The organism is Micromonospora sp. CA-248260, assembly GCF_050942205.1.
GTDB lineage: Bacteria > Actinomycetota > Actinomycetes > Mycobacteriales > Micromonosporaceae > Micromonospora > Micromonospora antibiotica.
On the sequence record NZ_CP192021.1, the window covers coordinates 3,756,547 to 3,776,926 of the forward strand.

Annotated in this window: 17 protein-coding genes; 6 read left to right on the forward strand and 11 right to left on the reverse strand. The window is 73.4% G+C overall.

Annotated features, from left to right (window positions below; all coding sequences use genetic code 11):
- Nucleotides 1–28: 28 nt before the first annotated feature.
- The 3 genes from ACQP2H_RS16585 to ACQP2H_RS16595 form a co-directional block, all read right to left on the reverse strand.
- Nucleotides 29–985: a hypothetical protein gene (locus ACQP2H_RS16585; RefSeq protein WP_357536713.1), complete on the reverse strand. Its 957-nt coding sequence runs from the start codon at nt 983–985 to the stop codon at nt 29–31.
- Nucleotides 986–1,196: 211 nt separating this feature from the next.
- Nucleotides 1,197–3,458, reverse strand: coding sequence for a glycoside hydrolase family 9 protein (locus ACQP2H_RS16590; RefSeq protein ID WP_433227968.1), 2,262 nt, complete (start codon nt 3,456–3,458; stop codon nt 1,197–1,199).
- A gap of 114 nt (nt 3,459–3,572) precedes the next feature.
- The gene (locus tag ACQP2H_RS16595; RefSeq protein ID WP_219462372.1) at nt 3,573–4,100 is read right to left on the reverse strand and encodes a 2'-5' RNA ligase family protein; all 528 of its coding nucleotides are present in this window, start codon (nt 4,098–4,100) and stop codon (nt 3,573–3,575) included.
- Between the two features lie 100 nt (nt 4,101–4,200).
- Here ACQP2H_RS16595 and ACQP2H_RS16600 point away from each other — a divergent pair, with 100 nt between their 5' ends.
- Nucleotides 4,201–5,919 (forward strand): DEAD/DEAH box helicase, encoded by a 1,719-nt coding sequence (locus tag ACQP2H_RS16600; protein ID WP_219462374.1) that lies wholly within the window; start codon nt 4,201–4,203, stop codon nt 5,917–5,919.
- 57 nt (nt 5,920–5,976) lie between these two features.
- Here the strand turns inward: ACQP2H_RS16600 and ACQP2H_RS16605 are convergent, their stop codons facing one another.
- Complete coding sequence (locus tag ACQP2H_RS16605) at nt 5,977–6,348, reverse strand: DoxX family protein (protein WP_208570701.1); 372 nt, start codon at nt 6,346–6,348, stop codon at nt 5,977–5,979.
- A 129-nt stretch (nt 6,349–6,477) separates the two neighbouring features.
- On the reverse strand, nt 6,478–8,814 hold the full coding sequence (lon, locus tag ACQP2H_RS16610; protein ID WP_363823851.1) for an endopeptidase La: 2,337 nt from the start codon (nt 8,812–8,814) through the stop codon (nt 6,478–6,480).
- Between the two features lie 243 nt (nt 8,815–9,057).
- On the opposite strand from lon, the gene ACQP2H_RS16615 reads away from it, so the two are divergent.
- Nucleotides 9,058–9,405 (forward strand): histone-like nucleoid-structuring protein Lsr2, encoded by a 348-nt coding sequence (locus ACQP2H_RS16615; protein WP_208570699.1) that lies wholly within the window; start codon nt 9,058–9,060, stop codon nt 9,403–9,405.
- A 365-nt stretch (nt 9,406–9,770) separates the two neighbouring features.
- Here ACQP2H_RS16615 and ACQP2H_RS16620 read toward each other — a convergent pair whose 3' ends face one another.
- Both ACQP2H_RS16620 and ACQP2H_RS16625 read right to left on the reverse strand, forming a co-directional pair.
- Nucleotides 9,771–11,087 carry a hypothetical protein gene (locus ACQP2H_RS16620; RefSeq protein ID WP_219462377.1) on the reverse strand — a complete coding sequence of 439 codons (1,317 nt, stop codon included), beginning with the start codon at nt 11,085–11,087 and terminating at the stop codon, nt 9,771–9,773.
- 306 nt (nt 11,088–11,393) lie between these two features.
- On the reverse strand, nt 11,394–12,518 hold the full coding sequence (locus ACQP2H_RS16625) for a hypothetical protein (protein WP_433227972.1): 1,125 nt from the start codon (nt 12,516–12,518) through the stop codon (nt 11,394–11,396).
- 3 nt (nt 12,519–12,521) lie between these two features.
- Here ACQP2H_RS16625 and ACQP2H_RS16630 point away from each other — a divergent pair, with 3 nt between their 5' ends.
- Together ACQP2H_RS16630 and ACQP2H_RS16635 are read left to right on the forward strand one after the other, a co-directional pair.
- Nucleotides 12,522–13,631: a DICT sensory domain-containing protein gene (locus ACQP2H_RS16630; protein ID WP_357536723.1), complete on the forward strand. Its 1,110-nt coding sequence runs from the start codon at nt 12,522–12,524 to the stop codon at nt 13,629–13,631.
- A 17-nt stretch (nt 13,632–13,648) separates the two neighbouring features.
- Complete coding sequence (locus ACQP2H_RS16635; RefSeq protein WP_219462379.1) at nt 13,649–14,365, forward strand: helical backbone metal receptor; 717 nt, start codon at nt 13,649–13,651, stop codon at nt 14,363–14,365.
- Between the two features lie 32 nt (nt 14,366–14,397).
- Here the strand turns inward: ACQP2H_RS16635 and ACQP2H_RS16640 are convergent, their stop codons facing one another.
- Nucleotides 14,398–15,087, reverse strand: a complete 690-nt coding sequence (locus ACQP2H_RS16640) for a CBS domain-containing protein (protein ID WP_219462383.1) — start codon at nt 15,085–15,087, stop codon at nt 14,398–14,400.
- Between the two features lie 223 nt (nt 15,088–15,310).
- Between ACQP2H_RS16640 and ACQP2H_RS16645 the strand changes: the two genes are divergently transcribed.
- Complete coding sequence (locus ACQP2H_RS16645) at nt 15,311–15,874, forward strand: hypothetical protein (RefSeq protein WP_433227974.1); 564 nt, start codon at nt 15,311–15,313, stop codon at nt 15,872–15,874.
- Nucleotides 15,875–16,047: 173 nt separating this feature from the next.
- Nucleotides 16,048–16,431 carry an FKBP-type peptidyl-prolyl cis-trans isomerase gene (locus ACQP2H_RS16650; RefSeq protein WP_208570694.1) on the forward strand — a complete coding sequence of 128 codons (384 nt, stop codon included), beginning with the start codon at nt 16,048–16,050 and terminating at the stop codon, nt 16,429–16,431.
- A 233-nt stretch (nt 16,432–16,664) separates the two neighbouring features.
- Here the strand turns inward: ACQP2H_RS16650 and ACQP2H_RS16655 are convergent, their stop codons facing one another.
- The 3 genes from ACQP2H_RS16655 to ACQP2H_RS16665 all read right to left on the reverse strand — a co-directional run bounded on the left by ACQP2H_RS16655 (nt 16,665) and on the right by ACQP2H_RS16665 (nt 20,344).
- On the reverse strand, nt 16,665–17,033 hold the full coding sequence (locus ACQP2H_RS16655) for an STAS domain-containing protein (RefSeq protein WP_208570693.1): 369 nt from the start codon (nt 17,031–17,033) through the stop codon (nt 16,665–16,667).
- 178 nt (nt 17,034–17,211) lie between these two features.
- Nucleotides 17,212–18,486: a L,D-transpeptidase gene (locus ACQP2H_RS16660; protein ID WP_219462387.1), complete on the reverse strand. Its 1,275-nt coding sequence runs from the start codon at nt 18,484–18,486 to the stop codon at nt 17,212–17,214.
- Nucleotides 18,487–18,664: 178 nt separating this feature from the next.
- Nucleotides 18,665–20,344 (reverse strand): right-handed parallel beta-helix repeat-containing protein, encoded by a 1,680-nt coding sequence (locus tag ACQP2H_RS16665; protein ID WP_219462388.1) that lies wholly within the window; start codon nt 20,342–20,344, stop codon nt 18,665–18,667.
- Nucleotides 20,345–20,380 lie beyond the last annotated feature (36 nt).

Here is a 20,380-nt window from a genome sequence, read left to right on the forward strand (position 1 = left end):
GTCCCGCCCGCGTGGGCACGGTCGGCGTTCAGATCCCCATCTCGGCCTCGTACGCCGAGCGCAGCCGGGCGCGGGCGGCGGGGGCCAGGCAGACGTGCCAGGCGGGACCCTCGTCGATGACGTTCAGCTCACCGGCGGCCTGCCGGGCCAGCAGGATCTCGGCCAGCACGTCCCGCGCGCCGAACCGGGCGTACCAGGCCAGTTCCAGGTCCACCGCCCAGCCGAGGCAGTGGCCGCTGGGCAGCATGGCCGGCTGGCCGAGCCGGCGCAGCCGGTACCGGTGTTCGGCGCTGTGGGCCAGGTTGGTCACCCACAGCGGCGGGGTGCCGGGCGGGGCGGACCGGGCGAACTCCCGGGCCAGGTCGTTGAGGAGCGCGACGACCTCGCGGCGGGTCCGGCGCAACGGCACACCGGCGGTGGGCGGGGCGGTCTCCGGCAGCAGCCGGCCCCGGACGGCGCGCACCCCCCGGCCCAGGACGCTTCCCGGTTGTTCCCGGTAGCGGAAGCCGAGCAGACCACGACGGCGCAGCCATTCCAGGTCGATCAGGTCGGGGTGCGTGTCGACCTGCTCGTCGGTCGCCAGGGCCGTCGTGTCCCGCCACCACATCAGGTCGATGCGGGACAGCAGGTAGATCCGGACCAGGGCGGTCAGGTCGGGGCCCGGGGCGGGCCGGTCGGGCTGGTGGCGGGCCAACTCCAGCAGCAGGGTCTCCCGGGCGCCCAGCACCCCCTGCCCGGTGGCGTCGAGCACGTCGGCGATCGCCGGCTCGCGCAGCCGCTGGTCGAGCAGCACCTGACGGGCGGCGGTGCCGGCGGTCCCCGCGAGCGCGCCGACCTCGACCAGCAGCTCGGCGACCGCCTGCCGGTAGGCGTCGAGGTCGGGGGCGGCCGGCCGCACGGGACGGGTCGGGGCGGGCGTCCGCCGGGCCGGGGCGGGCGGGGTGACGCCGGGTTGGGGGCCGGGGCTTCGGCTGGGCACGCGCATGGTCGGTCCTCTCCCGGTGCGACACGGTGCGGATGAACCTGAGGGCACCGTAACCGTGGTGAACCGGTGGAGACCGAGCATTCCTCCCACAGCCCCCGAAGGGCGACACACGGCCGGCGGCGTCGCCCGGTCCCGCACCGGCCGGGGCCCGTACGGGACCGTGACCGGACCGCCCGTCGACGTGCGACGGGCGGCCCGGTGCGGGCGCGGGTCAGCGCAGGGTGCAGGCCGTCCCGTTCACCGCGAACCCGGTCGGGGTCGCGTTGGTGCCGCTGTAGGTGGCGTTGAAGCCGAGGTTGACCGAGCCGTTCGGCGCGACCGCGCCGTTGTAGCTCTCGTTGGTCACCGTGACCTCGCTGCCGCTCTGGCTGAACCGGCCCGACCAGCCCTGGCTGATCTGCTGGTTACCGGTGAACCGGAACGTCAACCGCCACGACGACCAGGCCGCCGCGCTGGTGTTGGCCAACGTGACGCTGCCGGTGAAGCCGGTGCTCCAGCTGTTCGCCGAGTAGGTCACCGCGCACCCGCCGGCCGGCGGCGGCGTGGTGGTCGGCGGCGGGGGCGTGGTGGTCGGCGGCGGGGGCGTGGTGGTCGGCGGGGGCGGCGTGGTGGTCGGCGGCGGCGTCACCGTGGGGGTCGGCGTCGGGTCCGGGCCGGTGCCGCTGCCGGCCTGCTCGGCCGCCCAGTGCACCAGCCAGGCCAGCGCCGCGTTCCAGTTGATCGCCACCTCGTTGACCGAGTACGCGCCGATGTCGTCGATGAAGCACTTCTGCGGCTTGCAGCCACCGAGCTGGGCCTGCACGACCGGGTCCTGCAACTCGCTGTTCGGGCCGCCGGAGAGCGAGCCGGGCGGCGCGGTGGGCAGCGAGCCGTCGTTCTGGTTGGCCCAGAACCGGTGGTGCAGGTTGCGCACCGGCTTGTCCCCGTACCCGGCCACGTAGGACTGGTTGAGCGGGTTGCGGCCGAGCAGGTAGTCGTAGGCGGTGAAGGCGCCGTTGCGGTACCGCGTCGTGCGGGTCAGGTCGTAGGCCAGGGCGAGCACGTTGGCGTTGTTGGCGACCGCGCCGTTGGAACCCCAGTAGTACGTGCCGTTGCCGCTGCCCGGGGCCGGGTAGCCCTGGTTGGCGATCTGGGCGAGCATCCGGTCGGCGAAACCGACGATCGCCGACCGGATCGCGCTCACGTCGCCGCTGGCCAGGCCGGTCGGCACCAGCACGAGGGTGGTGTCACCCAGCCCGGCCGTCCAGCTCCAGTCGTACGCGCCCCGGGTGAAGCCCGCTCCCCGGGCGTGCGGGGAGCTGCTCAGGTCGTTGCGGTAGCCCGTCGAGCCGGTGGTGGCGTACAGCTCGGCAGCCGCCCAGTAGAACTCGTCGGTGACGGTGTTGTCCTCGTACGCGCCGCCGCCGGTGTTGTCGGTGGCGGGGGCGAGCCGGTTCGGGTTGGCCTTCGCCGCGGCGTACGCCTTCTCGGCGGCGGCCAGGGCCCGGGAGGCGAAGGAGGCGTCGAACGGCTTCCACAGCCGGGACGCCTGGGCCGCCACCGCCGCCATGTTGAGGGTGGCGGCGGTGCTCACCGGGGAGAGCAGCCGGGGCTCGCTGTCCAGCTCCGGACGGGTGGGCAGCGCGGTCCAGTTCTGGTCGTGGATCTTGTGGTGCACCATGCCGGCGTTGGTCCGGCCGTCCGGCACCTGCATCTTGAGCAGGAACTCCAACTCCCAGCGGGCCTCGTCGAGCACGTCCGGCACCCCGTTGGACCGCTCGGGGATGGCCAGCGTGCCGTCGGCGACGGCGGACTTGTCGGCCCCGTTCACGTACAGCGTGCGCTCGTAGATGTTCTGCAGCTGCCAGGTGGACAGGCCGCCGTTGACCACGTACTTGCCCTGGTCACCGGCGTCGTACCAGCCACCGCGCACGTCCAGGGTGTAACCGCAGGAGGTGCGGCACGGCACGTTGTTGTCCCCCCGGTTGGGGGCGACGTTGACGTGCCCGGCCGGGCGGGCGTAGCGGGAACCGACGTACTGGGCGTCGATCGGGGTGCCGCTGCGCTGGTGGTAGAAGAACGCCAGCGAGTCACCGCGCAGCCGGCGCACCGGGTCGGCCGAGATGTCGAAGGGGTAGCTGTTGCTCCCGCCCACCGACAGCACGTAGCCGGTGCCCGGGGTGTCGTAGGCCGAGAAGTCCGCGATGTGCACCGGGTCGCCGGAGAGCGCGTCGGTGCCCCGTACCGTGGTCTGCCCGGAGGCGACCGTGGCGCCGCCGGCGTTGCGCAGCGTCCAGCCGAGCGGGGAGTTCGCGGAGTTCACGACGGTGGCCTGCTTGGGCAGCCCCGGCACGTAGGCGACCTGGTTGACCTTGACCGGTGAGCCGGGGTCGGGGGCGGCGGAGGCGAGCTGCGGCACAGCCGCGAGCCCGCCGAGGGCGAGCAGGGCGGCAGCCGCGAGCGCGACCGGACGCCGTCGGACATGGTGGGGCATGGGGCCTCTTCCGGTGGGGATGGCAGTGACACCCGACCGGACCGGCGCAGCAGTGACCCGCCGGGCGGTCGGATGGACCGTCGACGGGAGCGCTCCGCCCACCATAGACCACCGTCAGTCCGCCGGGAAGTCACCGCCCAACGGCCGGACGGTCCGGGTGTCGCCGTCGTAGCTGCGTGCCGCCACGAACCGGCCCTCCGGCCGGTCACCGCCGACCACCGCGCGGGCCCGCCGCCGGTCGTGGTCGCGGAAGCGCAGCGCGAGGCTCAGGTGCGGCACCCAGTTCCCCGGGGCGTGCCAGGGCCGCTGCCCGTCCGCGCCGTCCAGTGCCGCCCAGACGGCCCCGTGCAGGGCGGTCAGCTCCGCCGTGGGCCGGACCAACCAGACCAGCGGCGCGCTGCCGTCGAGCACCGCCACCCGTTCCAGCCGGACCGGCAGGGGCAGCGCGGCATCGAAGAGACCGGCGAGCCGGTCGACCGCGCCGGGCGGGAACGCCTCGACGGCGGCCAGCGTCAGGTGCGGCCGGTTCGTCGGGTGGCCGTGCCGGGCCAGGCTGGGCAGCCCCGCCCCGGCCAGCCTGTCCCACGCGGTGCGGACCGTCTCCTCCAGCACCGGGCAGCAGAGCAGTTCCACCGTACGCACGCCCGTCAGGCTAGCCGGCGGGCGGGCGCGGCTGTGCCGGTCGGCACGGTGGGGCCGGTCGGCGCGACGGCCCGACGGGGATGATGGAAAACTTTGTCCCATGAGTTCCGCACCTACACCGACCGACCTCTCCGCGCCCGACGACTCCGACGGCGTACCCGCCTTCGTCGATCTCGGGCTGCGCGCCGAGCTGTTGGGCGCGCTCGCCGCGCTCGGCTACGAGGAGCCCACCCCCATCCAGCGCGAGGCGATCCCGCTGCTGCTGGCGGGACGGGACCTGCTCGGGCAGGCGGCGACCGGTACGGGCAAGACCGCCGCGTTCGCCCTGCCCCTGTTGCAGCGGATGCCGGACGACCGCTCCGGCGGTGACCCGGTGTCGCTGGTGCTGGTGCCCACCCGGGAACTGGCCGTGCAGGTCTCCGAGGCGTTCCACCGGTACGGCAAGGACCTCGGGGCCCGGGTGCTGCCGATCTACGGCGGCCAGCCGATCGGCCGTCAACTGCGCGCCCTGGACCTGGGCGTGGACGTGGTGGTGGCGACCCCCGGCCGGGCGCTGGACCACATCGCCCGGGGCACCCTGCGGTTGGGCGCGCTGGCCACGGTGGTGCTGGACGAGGCCGACGAGATGCTCGACATGGGCTTCGCCGAGGACATCGAGGCGATCCTGGAGCACGCGCCCGCGCAGCGCCAGACGGTGCTCTTCTCGGCCACCATGCCGGCCCGGATCGACGGCCTGGCCCGCAAGCACCTGACCGACCCGGAGCGGATCCAGATCGGGCGGGAGCAGCCGGTCGCCGGGGAGGCGCCCCGGGTCCGGCAGAGCGCGTACATCGTCACCCGGGCGCACAAGCCCGCGGTGCTGGGCCGGGTGCTGGACGTGGAGTCGCCGACGGCGGCGATCGTGTTCTGCCGCAGCCGGGAGGAGGTGGACCGGCTCACCGAGACGATGAACGGGCGCGGCTACCGGGCCGAGGCGCTGCACGGCGGGATGAGCCAGGAGCAGCGGGACCGGGTGATGGGGCGGCTGCGCGCCGGCACCGCCGACCTGCTGGTGGCCACCGACGTGGCGGCCCGTGGGCTGGACGTCGAGCAGCTCACCCACGTGGTCAACTACGACGTGCCGTCGGCCCCGGAGTCGTACGTGCACCGGATCGGCCGGGTGGGCCGGGCCGGTCGGGAGGGGGTGGCGATCACCCTCGCCGAGCCCCGGGAACACCGGATGCTCAAGACCATCGAGCGGGTCACCGGCCAGCGGATCACCATCGACAAGATCCCGACGGTGGCCGACCTGCGGACCCGCCGGCTGGCGTTGACCCAGGCGGCGCTGCGGGAGAGCCTGCTGGAGGACGACCTGGACCCGTTCCGGGTGATCGTCGAGTCACTGTCGGACGAGTTCGACCTGATGGAGGTGGCGCTGGCAGCCGTCAAGCTGGCCCACGAGGCGGCCCTGCCCGGCTCCGACGACGACGAGGAGATCCCGCAGGTGGCGGTCCGTCCGCCTCGGGAGTCCCGGCCCGGGTTCGACAGCCGGGGCGGGGACCGGCGCGGTGGCGGCCGGCCCCGCACGGGCGGCACCGCGCAGGTCTTCATCGGCCTGGGCCGCCGCGCCGGGGTCCGCCCGCAGGACCTGGTCGGTGCGATCACCGGCGAGACCCGGGTGAGTGGCCGCGACATCGGCTCGATCGAGATCGCCGACCGGTTCTCCCTGGTGGAGGTGCCGCAGGGCGTCGCCGACGAGGTGATCGCGGGGCTGCGCAACAGCACCATCAAGGGCCGTAAGGCGACCGTACGGCGCGACCGTGGCGGCGAGGGGCACTGACCCGACACGCGACACCGGCCCGCACCCCAGGACGGGGGCGCGGGCCGGTCGCGTTCGTCAGAGCGGGTACGGCCCGAAGCGGCCCCAGGCGACGATCGCCGCCAGGATCAGCAGCACCACGGTCATCGCGGTGCCGGGGTGCTCCTTGGCGCGGGCGTGCACCACGATCGCGCCGATCATCACGATCACCAGCCCGACGGCGGCCAGCGGGGTGAGCACGGTGGCGATGCCGGTGAGGCCGGGCAGGACCAGTCCCAGCGCGGCCAGCACCTCGACCGCGCCGAGCGCCTTGACCTGGGTGGGCGGGACGTTCTCCACCCAGCCCATCCGGTCGCGCAACTTCTCCTTGGGCTGGGTCAGCTTGGTCAGCCCCGCGCCGGCGAAGAGCGCGGCGAGCAGGATCTGCAGGATCCACAGGAACAGGTTCATCGGCGGTCGCCTCCGGGGGGTGCCACCGTGGTGGCGGATGCGGTAACGGGGATGGTCAGGCTACGGCCCTGACGGCCCCCGACGCCCGGTGGGACGCCGAGGGCCGTGGAAGCGGTCGGGCGAGGCCGGTCAGGCGGCCCCGACCGGCCGGCCGCCGAGCGTCTCCGCGTCGATCTCGGCCGGGCGCAACGCCAGGGCGAGCACGTCGGCCACGTCGGCCAGGGTGTGCACGGTCAACGCCTCGCGTACCTCGGTGGGCAGGTCGTCGAGGTCCGGCTCGTTGCGGGCCGGGATGATCACCTCGGTCAGGCCGGCCCGGTGCGCGGCGAGCAGCTTCTGCTTCACCCCGCCGATGGGCAGCACCCGCCCGGACAGCGTCACCTCGCCGGTCATCCCGAACTCGGGCCGTACCGGCCGGCCGGTCACCAGGGACGCCAGCGCGGTGACCATGGTGATGCCGGCGCTCGGGCCGTCCTTGGGCACCGCGCCCGCCGGCACGTGCAGGTGGATCCGGCGTCCGGCCAGGACGTTCGGGTCGAGGCCGTAGCGCCGCCCGTTGGCGCGCAGGTAGGACAGCGCGATGTGGGCGGACTCCTTCATCACGTCGCCGAGTTGCCCGGTGAGGGTCAACCCGGGCTCACCGTCCATGCTGGTGGCCTCGATGAAGAGCACGTCACCGCCGGCGCCGGTGACGGCCAGGCCGGTGGCCACGCCGGGTACCGCCGTGCGCTCCGCCGACTCCGGGGTGAACTTCGGCCGGCCCAGGTAGCTGGCCAGGGTGTCGGTGTCCACCCGGACCGGGGTCGGGTCGGTCGTCAGGGTCACGGCGACCTTGCGCAGGATCTTCGCCAGGGCCCGTTCGAGCTGCCGGACGCCGGCCTCCCGGGTGTACTCGCCGGCGATCAGCGCCAGCACCTCGTCGGTGACGGTCACCTCGTCGGCGGTCAGGCCGGCCCGCTGGAGCTGCCGGGGCAGCAGGTGGTCGCGGGCGATGGCGACCTTCTCGTCCTCGGTGTAGCCGTCCAGGGTGACCAGTTCCATCCGGTCCAGCAGCGGGCCGGGGATGGCCTCCACCACGTTGGCGGTGGCCAGGAAGAGCACGTCGGACAGGTCGAGGTCGACTTCGAGGTAGTGGTCGCGGAAGGTGTGGTTCTGGGCCGGGTCGAGCACCTCCAGCAGGGCGGCGGCCGGGTCACCGGCGTACCCGGCGGCGAGCTTGTCGACCTCGTCGAGGAGCACCACCGGGTTCATCGAGCCGGCCTCGCGCAGCGCGCGGACGATCCGGCCGGGCAGCGCGCCGACGTAGGTGCGCCGGTGCCCACGGATCTCGGCCTCGTCGCGGACGCCGCCGAGGGAGACCCGGACGAAGTTGCGGCCCAGCGCGCGGGCCACCGACTCGCCGAGGCTGGTCTTGCCGACTCCGGGCGGGCCGGCGAGGGCGAGCACCGCGCCGGAGCCGCGCCCGCCTACCACGCCGAGGTTGCGCTCGGCACGGCGGTTGCGCACCGCCAGGTATTCCAGGATGCGGTCCTTGACGTCGGCCAGGCCGGCGTGGTCGGCGTCGAGCACCGCCCGCGCCGTCGCCAGGTCGGTGTTGTCCTCGGTACGGGTGCTCCACGGCATCTCCAGCACCGTGTCCAGCCAGGTGCGGATCCACCCCGCCTCGGGTGAGGCGTCGCTGGCCCGTTCCAACTTGCCGACCTCACGCAGCGCCGCCTCGCGGACCTTGTCCGGCAGGTCGGCGGTCTCCACCCGGGAGCGGTAGTCGGCGGAGCCGTCCGGCTCGTCCTCGCCCAGTTCCTTGCGGATCGCGGCGAGCTGCTGGCGGAGCAGGAACTCCCGCTGGGACTTCTCCAGCCCCTCCCGGACGTCACTGGTGATCTGTTCGGTGACCTCCTGTTCGGCCAGGTGGTCCTTCACCCAGCCGACGAGCAGCTCCAGCCGGGCGGTGACGTCCTGAGCGGCGAGCAGTTCGGTCTTCTGCGCCAGGCTGAGCCACGGCGCGTAGCCGGCCGCGTCGGCCAGCTCGGACAGGTCGGTCATCCGTTCCATCGCGTCGATGACCTGCCAGGCGCCCCGCTGCTGGAGGACCGAGGTCATCAGGGCGCGGTACTCGCGGGCCAGGTCGCGGGCGCGGCCGGCGGGGGCGGGTTCGTCGAGTCGGGTGGCCTCCACCCAGAGGGCGGCGCCGGGTCCGGGGACGCCGGAGCCGATCCGGGCACGGGCCAGGCCACGCACCACGGCGGCGGGTTCGCCGTCGGGGAGGCGGCCCACCTTCTCGATGGTGGCGATCGTGCCGACGGGGCCGTACTCGCCGTCGATGCGGGGTACGGCGAGCAGGGTGTTGTCGCCGCCGGCCCGGGCGGCGTCGACGGCGGCCTGGGTGGTCGGGTCGAGGGTCACCGGGATGACCATGCCGGGGAGCAGGACGACGTCGGTCAGGGGAAGTACCGCGAGGGTTGCCATCGGACACCTGCCATCACTTGAGGTTGAGCGTGTCTCACTCAAGTCACAAACCGTGCCCCGTGTTCCGGGATGTGACCCAGGACACATCCCGCCCGCACCTCCACCCTCGGCCAGCATTGGCCAGACCCGGATTTCCCAGGATTGACCCGACCCGTCAAATGAAAGAGAGGCGTATTGTTGCGGATTTGCCGTCAGATACGTCAAACTCTTAGCACACCCCGCTCAACACAGGGAGTAATGGCGATGGCAAGGAAAGTAATCACCGTTCTGACCGACGACCTCGACGGCGGAAAGGCCGATCGGACCGTCGAGTTCAGCCTGGACGGGGCGGCGTACACCATCGATCTCTCCGACGAGAACGCGGGGGTGCTGCGCAAGACGCTCGACGCGTACATCACCGCTGGCCGCCGAATGGGGCGGGGCGCGGTCGAGACCGGTCGGCCGGCTCGCCGCCCCGCTCGCGCCGGAGTCTCGGGAATGGACCGCGAGCAGAACCGCGCCATCCGGGAATGGGCGACCAAGAACGGCCACGAGATTTCCGAGCGTGGCCGCATCCCGGTCTCGGTCGTGGAGGCGTGGAAGAGCCGCTGAGGGCGGTCAGGTCACGAACGGACGCGCCGGGGTCACGCTGAGATAACAGCGGCGACCCCGGCGCTTTTCGCCGTGTCCACAATTTCCACCCGCTGCGCCGTCACCGAAAACCCTTGCCGGCCCGCCCGGCCCTGGCCGCCCGGAACGCCCCGCACCGCGGGCCGCCCGGAACACACCGCACCGCGGGCCGTGGAATGCGTCGCTTCGCTGGCCGCCCGGAACGCGGGGCCTCCGGAACAGGATCGCCACCCGCCGGCCGCACCGGGCCTCAGCGTCGGCCTCCGGAGAAGTGGACCCACCCGAAAGGCCACGGGCCGCCCCGGGGAGTTCCCCGGGGCGGCCCGTGGCCTTTGTCGTCTGTCCGGTCAGTTGACCCGGATGCGCACCACGTCGAAGGCGGGGGTCTGGTTGGCCCGCTCCATCATCGGAACCCGGTGCGAACCGTCACCGGCCCAGACCGCGCACTGCGCCGTACCCGACTGCGGCAGGCCCGGGATCTGGATGGTCACGTCGTCGGACTGGTTGCCGCCCTTGCCGTCCTCGGTGGCCACGAAGAACGCCGGGACGTCCTGCGGGTTCGACGGGGCCTGGTTGGTGTTCTGCAGCATCCGGCAGGCGGTGTGGAAGTGACCACGGGTGAGGCCCTGACCGTTGAGCACCGAGCTCTCCAGGTAGTAGCCACCCTGCCCGGCCGCCAGGAACCGGTCACGGACCAGGTTGCGGGTGGAGACCTTCAGGCTGAAGGCCTGGTTGCGCTGCACCTGGTTGGGGAACTGCGTGATCAGCAGCGACGGGTTGTTGGCCGCCGCGCCGACCTCGCCGAACGCGGTGCTGACGCAGCGGTTGCCGTTCTGGAAGCCGTCGTGCGGCTGCAACCGGCTGTTGGCGCAGTCCTTGGCGAGCACGCCCAGGGCGTTGCCGTTGTTGCCGTTCTGGCCGCCGTTGTTGTTGCCGCCGTTCTGGCCGCCGTTGTTGCCGTTGTTGCCGCCGTTGTTGTTCTGGCCGCCGTTGTTGCCGTTCTGGCCGCCGTTGTTGTTGCCACCGTTCTGGCCGCCGTTGTTGGCGGCGGCGGCGACCTGGCAGCCGGCGAGCTGCTCCAGGCCCTGCGGGCGCTGGGCGAACCGGCCGATCGCGGTGGCGATCCGGTTGAGGGCGGACCGCCGCTTGTCGGCCAGCGGGCCGAGGATCGCGTTGTCGATGAACGCCTTGCCGTTGCGCCCCTCGGCCGCCAGCCGCTTGTTGGCGTCGTCGATCTGGGTCTTCAGCAGGGCGAGTTCCTTGTCCACCTCGGCCTTGGCCTGGGCCGGGATCTGCGGCAACCGGGGGGTGACCTCCGGGCAGGCCACCGTCGAGGCCAGCGTGGTCACCGGCGCGTTGCCGGCCTTGACGGCCTGGCACTCGGCGACGGACATCTGGCCGTCACCCCAGTGGTTGCGGACCCACCGGCCGTTCTGCCAGGTCTGGGTGGTGCTGCCCCGCCCGCTCGGCGAGGTGGCGCCGGGGCTCGGTGCGACACAGGCCGACGAGACGTTGCGGGCCTGCTGCCTCGGCTTGTCCCCGGCCGATGAGATCTGGGTGACGGCGGCGATGCCGCCGAAGACGACGAGCGCACCGACCGCCGCCAGCAGCCGCTTGCTCCGCGCGTTACCGGACGACCGGCGTGCCCCTGTGGACCTGCGCATCGAATTGCTCTCCTTCTCGATCCGGTACCTGACTCGTGTCCCCGACGAGGAGACGACCTTCGGGTCGGTCTCCCCCACCGGGGTCACTGCGACGTTCCGGTCGCACGTCGATGGCCGACGATGCCTTTCCGCACCGTCCGCCGCGTCGGGTGGCGCGGCTGGGAAGATCCTGTCCATTCCCGCTTAGGTACGGGCCGGCCCGGACGAAGGTTCAAAGCGGATCGAGGAATCCGGGACCATTTTTCGGCCGGGCCGGATTGTCACCACACGTCGCCGGAAAATGACGGCGGGTCGTTCCCGGAGGGGTCAGTCCCCGCAGAGGTGATCGAAGGCGAACGGCGTGGCCAACTCGTCGCGCCGGTCCCGCAGCACGCAGATCTGCCGGCGCAGCTCGTCCCGGTCGAGCAGGGCCGATTCGTCGGTCACAGCCACCGCCGGCCGGTCACCCACCGGCAACCGGTCGCCCACCGCCACCGCCGCGAGGTCCTCGGCCAGTCGGGCGGGGTCCACCCCGCAGTGCCACCGCGCCTCGGACACGGTGACCCGCTCCACCAGGCAGCGGCCGGTCCGCACCTCGACCCAGCTCCACCCCTCGGCCGTCCCGTCGCGCCACCGCACGTGCAGCCCGCGCACGATCGGATCACTGAGCCGCCGCGACACGTACGCCTCGACGGCCGCCGCCCGGGACAGCGCGCCGAGGTCGTTCACCGCTCCGGTGCGCCCGTCGGGCAACCGGCCGACGATGTCCCGGTAACCGACCGGGTTGTCGTCCGGGTCGTCGCCACCGGCACCGGCGGCGTAGGCGCGGGCGTCGATGACGTACGTGATGATCCGTCGGCCGTGGTCGGCGGCCCGCAGCGTCGGCGAGCCGATCCGCAGCACCGGCAGGCCCACGGCGGCGCAGACCGCCGAGACCATCCGCTCGGTCCGCTGCCCCGCCGAGCCGGCCGGCGCGGTCGGGCCGACGGTCAGGGCGAACAGCGGCACGCCGGTGTCGGCCGCGCAGACGACGTGGTCGAACTCCGCGCGCAACGCCGAACTCCACTGGTGCCCGGTGACCCCGGCCGGCCGCCGCGACACCAGGTCGCCGAGCCGACGGGCGGGGTACACCGCCTGGCCGGCCCGGACGAACAGCGGCGCGGCCCCGGCCGGAACCGGCCGCAGCCGGGCCCCGTCGTCGGTGGCGGTACGCGTCATCGTCGGGTCGGTCCGTCCGTGGCAGGAGAGGTGACCGGCCGAGTCTAGGACGTCGACCCCCGTGCCCGCCTCGTCGGTGCGGCCGGTGGACCCGGCACCGAGCGGTCGATCCGGGCGGTGGGCCGGCACTGGGCCGTCGAAGCGGACGATGAGCCCGGCATCCGGGCCGTCGATGCGGGCGGCGGGTCCCGCACCAGGCGGTTGGTGTGCCCCGACCGGGATCTCTACGCTCACGGGGTGCTGCACGACGGACCGGCCCCGGAACTGTTGACCAAGCGGAGTCTCGTCACGGTCTCCCACGCCATCGAGCGGTCGGCGCTGGCCACCGCCGAGGACGGCCCGCTGGTGGTGATCGCCCTGTTCCAGCGGATGCCGTACTTCCAGCGGGAACGGGCCCGCTACACACGCATCGCCGCGGGTGCGGCGGTCACCGTGGTCGGACTGGTCGGGCAGACACCGCCGGAGCTGCCCGACGGGGCGTACCCGGTGGCGCTGGAGGAGACCGAGGAGCTGGCCCGGGAGTGGAGCGTGGTGGCCCTGACCCCCCGCTTCGGGGCCAGCCTGGTGGCCCGGGACCGGCGGGAGGTGGTGGCCGCCGACACGCTGGAGGAGGGCCGGCTCTTCGCCGGCCGCTGGGGGTTCCGCCGGGACGAGGCGCTGCACGAGGTGATCCGGCTGCGGGCGCACCTCGGCGACCGGCTCCCCCCGGCCGCGCTGACCGCTATCGATCAGGTGCTGCGCCGGGTCAGGGACCTGCCGGCGACCCCCGGTGAGAGCCGGGCGGAGGCGGCGTTGCGGCTGATGGCCGAGCGCGTCGACCGGGCCCCCCGTGGCGGGCCGGGACGATCCGCCGAACCGGTCGCGGGACCACCGGGCCTGGTGGACGAGCCGACCCTGCGCCGCTGGACCGGAATGGACGGGGTGACCGCCGCCGGCACCCTGCCGGTGGCCCTGATCGGGGTCCGGATCGGTGACCCGGCCCGCGCCGCCGAACGCTTCGGACGCCGCAGCACCGCCCGCGAGGCGCAGGCCGTGATCGCCGCGCTGACCGCCCCACTGCGCCCGCTCGACCGGGCGATCCGCCTCGCCCCCGACGAGTACCTGCTGGTCCTGCCCGCGTTGAGCCGGGAGGAGGCGCTGGCGGTGGCCGGTCAGGTGCACACCTCGGTCGCCGGGCTGGCCCGGTCGTACCCGTTCGTGTCCTTCGCGGTGCACACGGCGGTCACCGTGACCGACCGGCGGCCGATGCCGGTGGCCGAGGTCCGGCACGCCGTCGAGTGGGCGGCCCGGGAGGGCGTACCGATGGCTACGGTGTCCCGGGAGACCGTCGCGAGCGCCGCCCACTGAGCGCGGCAGGGGACACGATGCGGGTCGTCTCGCTGGTGCCGTCGCTGACCGAGGCGGTGGCGGTGACAGTGCCGGAACTGCTGGTAGGGGCGACCGACTGGTGTGTGCACCCGTCGGGTCTGGACGTGGCCCGGGTCGGCGGCAGCAAGTACCCCGACCTGGATCGGGTCCGGGCGCTGCGGCCGGACCTGGTGCTGCTCAACGTGGAGGAGAACCGGCGGGCCGACGCCGACGCGCTCAGCGCGGCCGGGGTGCCGGTGCTGGTCACCTACCCGCGTACCGTGCCGCAGGCCCTGGACGAGTTGGCCGGGGTGCTCGCCGCGCTGGGGGTGACCGGGGAGCCGGGCTGGCTGACCGACGCCCGCCGGGCCTGGGCCGCACCCGCCGTCGGGGCCGGGGCACGCCGGGCCGTGGTGCCGGTGTGGCGACGGCCGTGGGTGGTGCTCGGCGGGGACACCTTCGCCGGGGACGTACTGCGCCGGCTCGGCGTGGTCAACCTCTACGACGATGACCCCGAGCGCTATCCGCGCCCCGACCTCGACGCGCTGCGGGCCCGCCGGCCCGACCTGGTGGTCCTGCCCGACGAGCCCTACGCGTTCACCGCCGACGACGGGCCGGACGCCTTCCCCGGCATCGACTGCGCGCTGGTGTCCGGCCGGCACCTCACCTGGTACGGCCCGTCGCTGGCCGAGGCGCCCGCCCTGCTCACCGCCCAACTCGCCACCCCGGTCTGACCATCCGTCCCGGGCGGGTGCTCGGGTGACGGTCAGGCCACCGGGGTGATCCCCCGCTCCACCAGGCCGGCGTCGTCGACGTCGTACCCGATGGTGCTGGTGACCTGGACCACGCCGCTGACCTGGCCGGCGAGTTTCTCCGCCAGCTCGGCGTCGGTCCGCCGGTCCAGCCGGCCGTCCAACCGCACCGCGCCGTCGCGGACCTGTACGGTGACCAGCCCGTCCCGCACGGCCAGCACCCGCCGCAGCACCTCCTGCACCACGTCCTCGCGGATCTCGGCGTCGGTGCGCAGGTGCACCCGCAGCAGGTCGCCGCGGGTGACGATGCCGACCAGCCGGCCCAGGTCGTCGAGGACCGGTAGCCGCTTGACCGCCTCCCGGTCCATCAGCCGGGCCGCCGCCGGCAGCGACGCCCCGGGGTGGGTGGTGACGGCCGGCGCGGTCATCAGCTCCTTCGCCAGCAGCGCCTCGGCCTTCTCCCGGGACACCCGACGACGTCGCCCGGCGAAGACCCGCCGTTCCTCCTGCACCCCGGAGTGCTCCACCTTGTGCAGCAGGTCCGCCTCGGACACCACCCCCAGCACCCGCCGGAAGCCGTCCACCACCGGCACCGCGCTGATGCCGCGCCGGATCAGCACGTCGACGATCGCCCGGTAGGGGGTCTCCTCCCCCACCGTGGCGACCTCCCGGGTCATCACGTCGTCCACCTGCCATGTCCTCATCACGACCTCCTCGGGCTCTCCCGGCCGACGTTAGGGCCGGCCCGACCGGTCGGGGCAGAGGCGGACGGACCGGTACCGCGGAGGCCGAAGGTCCCGTCGGGAGGCCCGTGGCAGGGGACTTAGGTCCCGCCCCGGCACGTACCGGTCGGCCCTGCCGGGACGGCCGCGAACGGCGTGGAATGTAACTGCCACCGGGAAGTGCGGTGCCAGGCAGAGAAGGGACGTGGGAACCATGACCGCGACGATCGAGCGGAACACCACCGCAGGGACCGCACCTGTGGCCGGAACCGAGACCACCCGGCAGCGCGCCGCCCGCTACGTCTGGGCCGGGACCCGGATCGCCCTCGGCTGGATCTTCCTCTGGGCCTTCCTGGACAAGCTGTTCGGCCTCGGCCACGAGACCGCGACGAAGAACGCCTGGATCAACGGCGGCAGCCCGACCAAGGGTTTCCTGGCCTTCGGTGCGAAGGGTCCGTTCCAGGGGCTCTACCAGGACATCGCCGGTGCGGCCTGGGCCGACTGGCTGTTCATGATCGGCCTGGCCGGCATCGGGGTGGCCCTGCTGCTGGGCATCGGGATGCGGGTCGCCGCGATCGCCGGTGGCCTGCTCATGGTGCTGATGTGGACCGCCGTCCTGCCCCCCGAGAACAACCCCTTCATGGACGACCACCTGATCTACGCCGCGGTGCTGGCCGGTCTCGCCCTGGTCGGCGCGGGGAACACCCTCGGCTTCGGCCGGATCTGGGCCACCCTCCCGCTGGTACGCCGGTTCGGCTGGCTCCGGTAGCCGACCGCGAGCACCCGACCGGCCGGCAGGGGCGCCACCTCGACGGTGGCGCCCCTGCCGCGCGTCCACCCCCGCCCGTGGGGTCCGGCGTCGGGCCCTACGGGAATAGGTCCGTCACGATCGGGCAGGATCGACACCGACCGGACGATCGTGCGACGACGAGGAGATCAGCAATGAACACGCCCCAGGCAGGTAAGCCGGAGATCGGCCCGATCGAGGGCGCACCCCCGGCCGACCTCGTCATCGAGGACATCACCGTCGGCGACGGCCCCGAGGCCCAGCCGGGCCAGCTGGCCAACGTGCACTACGTCGGGGTGTCCCACTCCACCGGGCGCGAGTTCGACGCCTCCTGGAACCGGGGTGAGGCGTTCGAGTTCCCGCTCGGCGGCGGCCAGGTCATCGCCGGCTGGGACCAGGGCGTGGTGGGCATGAAGGTCGGCGGTCGTCGCCGGCTCACCATCCCGCCGCACCTGGGCTACGGCAGCCGGGGCGCGGGCGGGGTCATCAAGCCGAACGAGACCCTGGTCTTCGTCGTCGACCTGCTCGGCGTCCGCTGACCACCGGCGGGGTCGCCGGCACCGGCCGGCGGCCCCGCCGGCACACCTACCGAGATCCTGTGCCGTGCCCGGGGGTCCTGTGCCGTGCCCGGGGGTCCGGTGCCGGACTGCCCGCCCCGGGGCCGGCGGCGTCGGCCGTCGAGGTGCCGGGCGGCCCGAGTCCACGTCACACCCGGCTCGACGAGCCGGCCGGACACGATACGACGCGGGCAGGCGGGCGGGCGCGTGGCCGGTCAGGCGCAGGCGGCCAGGGGGCGGTGCGTGACCCCGACCGGGGCGTCGCCGTGCCGGACCGCGATGATCCGGTGCAGGCCGGTGGCGCGCAGCACCCGGGCGACCACCGGATCGGGGTCGACCACGACCAGCTCGCCGCCCCGGGCCCGGACCCGCAGGTGCGCGGCGACCAACGCCCGCACCCCGGCGGCGGAGAGCACCCGGACACCGGAGAGGTCGAGCCGCAGCAGCGGACGGACCGGTGCGGCCCAGAGGGCGACCCGGAACTCGCCGACGGTGGCGATGTCGATCTCGCCCACCACGCGCACCTCGACCACGTCGTCGGCCACCCGGAGCCGCACGTGGAACCGGTCCTCTCCCTGCGTCATGCCCCGAATCTAGCCCCCACCTCCGACGTTTCCGCCCTGCCAGAGGCGGGTTTCCGGGTAGTCCCAGGGTCGCCCCGGAGCTGACCCTGACTCCTCCTCAGGGTGGACCCACGCGGTACGCCGTGGTCGGCCCGTCGCGACGGGCCGACCACGGCGTACCACACCTGCCCGGGCCTGGTCAGCCGCCGCTGGCCGACGGCGCGGGAGCCGGCGACGAGCCACCGGCGACCACCCCCGGATGCGGCGGGCTGGTGGCGGGCGCCGGCTTCAACCCCGGCGGTACGGGCAGCGCGCTGCCCCTGGCGAACTCGGCCCAGCCCGTGTTCCAGGCCGTCCAGCCGTTGCCCGGCCGCAGCGGCACCTCGGTGCCCTTCACGGTGACCAGGTCGCCGACCTGGGTGACGCCCATCAGCCAGTCGGCGGCGGTGGACGACACGTTGGCGCAGCCGTGCGAGACGTTGGTGTAGCCCTGGTCCCCCTCCGACCACGGCGCGGCGTGGATGAACTCGCCGCCCCAGGTGAGGCGCTGGGCGTCCTCGACGTCGACCACATAGCCGCCGTCGGGCTCACCCCGGGTGTCGAAGCGGGTCTGCTGGTGCTTCTCCATGATCACCATCTTGCCGCTGGAACTCGGGGTGCTCGGCTTGCCGAGACTGACCGGGATCCTGCGGACCAGCTTGCCGTCCTGGAAGACCGACATCTGCTTGGTGGCGTTGTCGATGTCCAGGGCGACCTGCCGGCCGATCTTCGAGGTGGACCGCCGGTCGGCGTCACCGACGTACTCCTTGCCGATCGGCAGCCCCTCCAGCGCGGACCGGACACTGATCGTCGTCCCGCTGCGCCAGAAGTCGGGCGCGCGGTAGTAGACCTGGCTGCCGTCCTCCAGCCACGACCAGGTGCCCGGCTGCGGCGGATCGGTCTTCACGAACAACCGTCGCTGCACGGCCGCTCTGGCCGCTGTGGGAACTGCCGGTTCGAACGCCACCGTCACCGGCATCGCGGTGCCGTACGTCTGGTTGCCGGCGAAGTAGAGCACGCTGGTCAACGCCGACCGGGTGGTGTTCGCCACCGTGGTGAACGTGGTGCGCCCGACGGTCGTGCGGCCCGCGTCACCGGTCGCGGTCACCTCCGCGGTGTAGGTCCGGCCACCACTCAACGGGGCCGCCGGCACCCAGCTCGACCCGTCCTCCCGCGGCTCCCCGGCGACGGACCTCCCCTTGTCGTCGGTGAGCTTCACACTGGTCACCCGCCCGTTGTTCACGGTGGTGCCGACCTCCGCGCTGACCGGTACGTCCTTCGCCCGATCGGCCGGCGTCACCGACACCGTGGGGGCCGCCGGCCCACCGGGCGCCGCCCCGGCCGCCGGCTTCCGCTCGGCGGTACACCCGCCGAGGACCAGCGGTGTGGCTGCGATGGTCACCGCCAGAAGCGTCAATCGCCGCCTCACGTCCATATTCCCGTCCCCCCGTTCCCCGTCCCCTTGGCCACATTCTGTACGGCGTTTCTCGGGCCGGGTCACGCTTTCGGGGAACCGGGCGGGCAACGGCCGGCCTTATCGACCCCATCGATGCCGGACGGGCCGGACGGGCACCGGATGTCCGGGATCGACCGCGTCGGGGCGGCACGGACAGTCAGTCCCAGTCCTGGTCACCGTGGTTGCGGTTCCACCGCCCACCGACCGGCGGGGTGTCCAGTCGGATGGCTGCCACCGCGTTACCGGCCAGGTCGTTGTCCTCCACCCGGCAGGAGACACAACTGCCCCGGGAGGTGATCCAGAGCCCGTGGGTCTGGGTGCGTTCGGGATGGTTGTCCCAGATCCGGTTGCCGCGCACCGTCGCCGAGTCGAACGCGGCGTCGATCGCGATGCCGGCCCGGGTCGGCGGCGCGTCAGGCAACTCGTACGGGGTGCCCGGCAGCGGGGTGTCCCCGCTCCACGCGGAGTAGGCGTCCGGGCGGACCGGGGCGAGGTGCAGTTCGGTGGCGGTGTTGGCGGCCACCACCGCCACCCGGGAGCCGACCCGCAGCACCTTGCCCCGGTGACTGTCCTGCGCCCAGTTCGCCGAGCGGTCGACCACGGACCGGGCGCTGTAGCGGACCGACTCGCCGCCGCCACAGGACGCCTCGGCACACTGCCGACCGTTGTTGCGGATCCGGTTGTCGAGCAGCATCGCGTCGGTCATCGGCCGGTCCACCCGGACGGCGTCCAGGCCGTTGCCCCAGAACTCGTTGCTCTCCACCACCACGTCCTGCGCCGGGTGCGGATAGCCGCGACCCAGATCGTGCTGGTGGTAGCCGTAACCGCCGTTGCTGCTGATCCGGTTGCCCCGCACCGTGTACGGGCCCGGCGTGTTGCCCACGCTGATCCCGTCGCCCACGTTGGCGTCGATGACGCAGTCGGTGAGCAGGCCGCCCCGGCCGGCGACCCCGGCGGTGCCGTTGCCGGACACGTCGTAGCCGGCCTCCAGGTTGCCGGTCATCGTGCAACCGGTGACGATCAGCCCGTCGGCACCCCAGTCCGAGATGCCGAAGCGGTTGCCCTGGCTGTGGCAGCCGATGATCCGGTAGCCACGCGGCGGCGTCCAGTGGTCCTTCTGGAGTTCGAGGAAGATGCCGTTGGTGCCGTTGGCGAGGGCCGTGCAGTTGGCGATGGTGAGCCGTTCCATGTCGCCCCAGCCACCGATGCCGATACCGATGCCCGCGCCGCCCATCTGCTCACCGTTGTCCAGCCGGCCGCAGCCGACCACCACCACCCCGTCGACCAGGGTGTCCTGGAGGAAGTCGCAACCCAGGCCGGTCGCACCGGTGTGGTGGATGTAGAGGTTGCGGAACACCCCGCGCACCACGTACTGCAAACCGAGCCCCTTGGCCAGGTAGTTGTACTCGGCCAGCGCCACCCCTGAGCCGTCGATCTCGAAGTCGGCGAAGGTGCAGTCGGCGATGTGCCGGTCCCGGTCCGCGCCGTGCTGCAACACCGTCCAGAACGCCAGCGGCGTCGGGTCGGTGCGGTTGCCCTCGTTGCTGAGCAGAAACCGGGTGGCCGCCGGGCCGGCGCCGATCAACGACACCCCGCTGCGCCACACCGTGCCGGCGTCCCGGATGGAGTAGATGCCCGGCGGGCACCAGATCACCCGGGCCCGCCCGTCGGCCGCGTAGCCGTCACCGAGCCGGTCCACCAGGGCGGCGAGCGCCGGCTGGTCGTTGGTCACCCCGTCGCCGGTCAACCCGTGGTCGTGGGCGTTGCACCACAGCGGTGCCCCGGCGACGGGGGGACGGCGGTCCCGCACGGCGACGGGCAGACCCTGGTACGGCACGGTGGCTCCTCTCGGCGGCGGGTTCGCGACCGACGC